At 56.4% G+C, this 4,596-nt stretch carries 4 protein-coding genes and 1 pseudogene; all 5 read left to right on the forward strand.

The window, feature by feature from the left end; translation table 11 throughout:
* Positions 1 to 528: pseudogene (locus RTM13_RS20105) on the forward strand (acetyl-CoA carboxylase biotin carboxylase subunit); the annotation flags it as partial.
* Between the two features lie 108 nt (positions 529 to 636).
* Positions 637 to 879 carry a YhdT family protein gene (locus tag RTM13_RS20110; RefSeq protein ID WP_312214522.1) on the forward strand — a complete coding sequence of 81 codons (243 nt, stop codon included), beginning with the start codon at positions 637 to 639 and terminating at the stop codon, positions 877 to 879.
* Positions 869 to 2,320: a sodium/pantothenate symporter gene (gene panF / locus RTM13_RS20115; protein WP_312214526.1), complete on the forward strand. Its 1,452-nt coding sequence runs from the start codon at positions 869 to 871 to the stop codon at positions 2,318 to 2,320. The genes RTM13_RS20110 and panF overlap by 11 nt, the downstream gene beginning before the upstream one ends.
* An 11-nt stretch (positions 2,321 to 2,331) precedes the next feature.
* A complete protein-coding gene (gene prmA / locus RTM13_RS20120; RefSeq protein WP_312214524.1) occupies positions 2,332 to 3,213 on the forward strand; it encodes a 50S ribosomal protein L11 methyltransferase in 882 nt (293 codons plus the stop codon).
* A 360-nt stretch (positions 3,214 to 3,573) separates the two neighbouring features.
* A complete protein-coding gene (gene dusB, locus RTM13_RS20125; protein WP_042389979.1) occupies positions 3,574 to 4,542 on the forward strand; it encodes a tRNA dihydrouridine synthase DusB in 969 nt (322 codons plus the stop codon).
* The last annotated feature ends 54 nt before the right edge of the window (positions 4,543 to 4,596 follow it).

The raw sequence follows: 4,596 nt of genomic DNA on the forward strand, positions 1-4,596 counted from the left end.
TTTGAGTTCCTGTTCGAAAACGGCGAGTTCTACTTCATTGAAATGAACACCCGTATCCAGGTTGAGCATCCCGTTACCGAGATGATCACCGGCGTGGATCTGATCAAAGAGCAGCTGCGTATCGCTGCCGGTCAGCCGCTCTCCATCAAACAGGAAGACGTGGTGGTGAAAGGCCATGCGGTCGAGTGCCGTATCAATGCCGAAGATCCGAACACCTTCCTGCCAAGCCCGGGCAAAATCACCCGTTTCCACGCGCCGGGCGGCTTTGGCGTGCGCTGGGAGTCTCATATCTACGCCGGTTATACCGTACCGCCGTACTATGACTCCATGATCGGCAAGCTGATCTGCTTCGGTGAGAACCGTGACGTGGCGATTGCCCGCATGAAGAACGCCCTGCAGGAGCTGATCATCGACGGCATCAAAACCAACGTCGATCTGCAGACCCGCATCATGAACGACGAGAACTTCCAGCATGGTGGCACCAACATCCACTATCTGGAGAAGAAGCTCGGTCTTAACGAGAAATAAGCGCGCTTGTCGCATCAAGGGCCGGATCTTCCGGCCCTTTTTTATTTCTGGGGATCGCAAAGTTCTCTGGGGTACAATTCCCGCTTTGCTGGTTTATGAGGAACGATAATGGATCAACGTTTCGTTCAGGCACACAAAGAGGCCCGCTGGGCGCTGTGGCTTACCCTTTTCTATCTTGCCGCATGGTTAGTGGCTGCTTACTTACCTGGTTCAGATTCCGGTTTTACCGGCCTGCCGCACTGGTTTGAGATGGCCTGCCTGCTGATCCCGCTGCTGTTTATTCTGTTGTGTTGGGCAATGGTAAAGTTTATCTATCGCGACATCCCGCTGGAGGATGATGATGCAGCTTGAAGTGATCCTGCCTCTGGTTGCCTATCTGCTGGTGGTGTTTGGTCTGTCGGTCTATGCCATGCGCCAGCGTAAAACGGGAACGTTTCTGAACGAATACTTCCTTGGCAGCCGCTCCATGGGCGGCCTGGTGCTGGCGATGACGCTGACCGCCACCTATATCAGCGCCAGCTCGTTTATTGGCGGTCCCGGCGCAGCGTATAAATATGGCCTCGGCTGGGTGCTGCTGGCGATGATCCAGCTACCGGCGGTCTGGCTGTCGCTGGGTATTCTGGGCAAGAAATTCGCCATTCTGGCGCGGCGTTATAACGCGGTGACCCTTAACGACATGCTGTTTGGCCGCTACCGGAGCCGCCTGCTGGTATGGCTGGCAAGTATTAGCCTGCTGGTCGCGTTTATCGGCGCGATGGCAGTGCAGTTTATCGGCGGCGCGCGGCTGCTGGAGTCGGCGGCGGGTATCCCCTATGAGACCGGCCTGCTGATCTTTGGTATCAGCATCGCGCTCTACACGGCCTACGGCGGCTTTCGCGCCAGCGTACTCAACGACGCCATGCAGGGCATGGTGATGCTTGTCGGCACCATCGTGCTGCTGATTGGCGTGGTGCATGCGGCAGGCGGTCTCGGTCATGCCGTAGAGACCCTGCGACATATCGATCCGCAGCTGGTCACCCCTCAGGGTGCAGACGATATCCTCTCCCCGACCTTTATGACCTCGTTCTGGGTGCTGGTCTGTTTCGGGGTGATCGGCCTGCCGCATACCGCCGTGCGCTGCATCTCCTATAAGGACAGCAAGGCGGTACACCGGGGGATTATTATCGGCACCGTCGTGGTCGCGATTTTAATGCTCGGGATGCACCTCGCGGGCGCGCTGGGCCGGGCGGTAATCCCCGACCTGACGGTACCGGATCTGGTGATCCCGACCCTGATGGTCAAAGTATTGCCGCCCTTTGCCGCCGGGATCTTCCTCGCTGCGCCGATGGCGGCGATCATGTCGACGATCAACGCGCAGCTGCTGCAAAGTTCCGCTACGATCATCAAAGATCTCTACCTGAACCTGCGTCCGGAGCAGATCCACAACGAGCGCCGCCTGAAGCGGATGTCGTCGGCGATCACGCTGATTCTGGGGGCGCTGCTGCTGCTGGCGGCCTGGCGTCCGCCGGAGATGATTATCTGGCTGAACCTGCTGGCCTTTGGCGGGCTGGAGGCAGTTTTTCTCTGGCCGCTGGTACTGGGGCTGTACTGGGAGCGGGCTAACGCTGCCGGGGCGCTGAGCGCGATGATTGTCGGCGGCGTGCTGTACGCCCTGTTAGCAACCTTTAATATTCAGTACCTCGGGTTCCACCCGATTGTACCGTCGCTGCTGTTAAGTTTGCTGGCGTTTGTAGTGGGAAACCGTTTCGGTCACCCTACTCCGGAAGCCAACGCTATTTCAATTGATAAATAAAGAGTTTTGCCATGCCGTGGATCCAACTAAAACTGAATACGACCGGTGCCAATGCGGAAGAGCTGAGCGATGCCCTCCTGGAAGCGGGCGCGGTCTCTATCACCTTCCAGGATACGCACGATACGCCGGTATTTGAGCCGCTGCCGGGTGAGACCCGCCTGTGGGGCGATACGGACGTTATCGGCCTGTTTGATGCCGAAACGGACATGAACGAGGTGGTCGCTATTCTTGAGGGGCACCCGCTGCTGGGGGCTGGCTTTGTGCATAAAATCGAGCAGCTGGAAGATAAGGACTGGGAGCGCGAGTGGATGGAGAACTTCCACCCAATGCGCTTTGGCGAGCGCCTGTGGATCTGCCCGAGCTGGCGTGAAGTGCCAGATGCCAACGCGGTTAACGTGATGCTCGACCCAGGCCTGGCGTTTGGTACTGGCACGCACCCCACGACCTCGCTGTGCCTGCAGTGGCTTGACGGCCTCGATCTGGCGGGCAAAACGGTGATCGACTTTGGCTGCGGCTCCGGCATTCTGGCGATTGCTGCCCTGAAGCTGGGTGCGGCGAAGGCGATTGGCATCGATATCGATCCGCAGGCCATTCAGGCCAGCCGCGACAATGCCGAACGTAACGGCGTCTCCGATCGCCTGGAGCTCTATCTGCCGCAGGATCAGCCTGGCGAGATGCAGGCCGACGTGGTGGTTGCCAACATTCTGGCAGGGCCGCTACGCGAGCTGGCCCCGCTGATTAGCGTTCTGCCGGTGAGCGGTGGCCTGTTAGGGCTATCGGGTATTCTGGCCAGCCAGGCCGAGAGCGTGTGCGAAGCCTACGCCGACCGCTTCACTCTCGACCCGGTGGTGGAGAAAGAGGAGTGGTGCCGCATTACCGGGCAGAAAAGGTAATCTCTCCAGCGTGGCCTACGGGCCACGTTTTTGTTTGTAAATTCGCCAAAGCGATAATGAGAAATGAGAGCACGATCGCATTCGAAAGTGCTTTTTTGCTTATAAAAACAGCGAATTATCCCGTCAGAGCCGTCAAGAATGTAATAAAAACGGATAACTTTCAGGAAAATATTAGCGGTTAAAAAAAGTGCGATTTACTTTAAAATCATGATTCCTAATGATATTTATTTCTTGCACTCAACCTTGCTTACGATTCCTTGATCTGCAACAGAGGATTGTTCAAAGTTTGGCCTTTCATCTCATGCAAAAAATGCGTAATATACGCCGCCTTGCAGTCACAGTATGGTCATTTCTTAACTCATGCGAATCGGACACCACCAGCTCAGAAATCGCCTGATCGCAGCACCGATGGCAGGCATCACCGACAGGCCATTCAGGACGCTGTGCTACGAGATGGGAGCAGGTTTAACCGTATCCGAGATGATGTCCTCTAACCCGGAAGTGTGGGCGAGCGACAAATCACGTTTGCGAATGGTGCACGTTGATGAGCCAGGGATCCGCACGGTGCAAATTGCCGGTAGCGTTCCTGAAGAGATGGCGGAAGCCGCGCGTATCAACGTGGAAAGCGGTGCCCAGATTATTGATATTAATATGGGTTGCCCGGCGAAAAAGGTGAATCGCAAGTTGGCAGGTTCAGCCCTGTTACAGCACCCCGATCTGGTGAAGTCGATCCTGACGGCGGTGGTGGCAGCGGTGGAGGTCCCCGTCACGCTGAAGATTCGCACCGGCTGGTCGCCGGAGCACCGTAACTGTGTAGAAATTGCCCAACTGGCTGAAGACTGTGGTATCCAGGCTCTGACCATTCATGGACGCACTCGCGCCTGTTTGTTCAACGGAGACGCGGAATACGACAGCATTCGGGCAGTTAAGCAGAAGGTTTCCATTCCGGTTATCGCGAATGGTGACATTACTGACCCGCTTAAAGCCAGAGCCGTGCTCGACTATACAGGGGCTGATGCCTTGATGATCGGTCGCGCGGCTCAGGGAAGACCCTGGATCTTTCGGGAAATCCAGCACTATCTGGACTCTGGGGAGCTGCTGCCCCCCCTGCCTCTGGCAGAGGTTAAGCGCTTACTTTGCGCGCACGTTCGGGAACTGCACGACTTTTACGGTCAGGCAAAAGGGTACCGAATTGCGCGTAAACACGTCTCCTGGTATCTCCAGGAGCACGCTCCAGATGACCAGTTTCGGCGCACATTCAACGCCATTGAGGATGCCAGCGTACAGCTGGAGGCGTTGGAGGCATACTTCGAAAATTTTGCGTATTAGAAATAAAGAGCTGACAGAACTATGTTCGAACAACGCGTAAATTCTGACGTACTG

The sequence above is a fragment of the Pseudescherichia sp. genome, assembly GCF_031979925.1.
In the GTDB taxonomy this organism is placed as follows: Bacteria; Pseudomonadota; Gammaproteobacteria; order Enterobacterales; family Enterobacteriaceae; genus Pseudescherichia.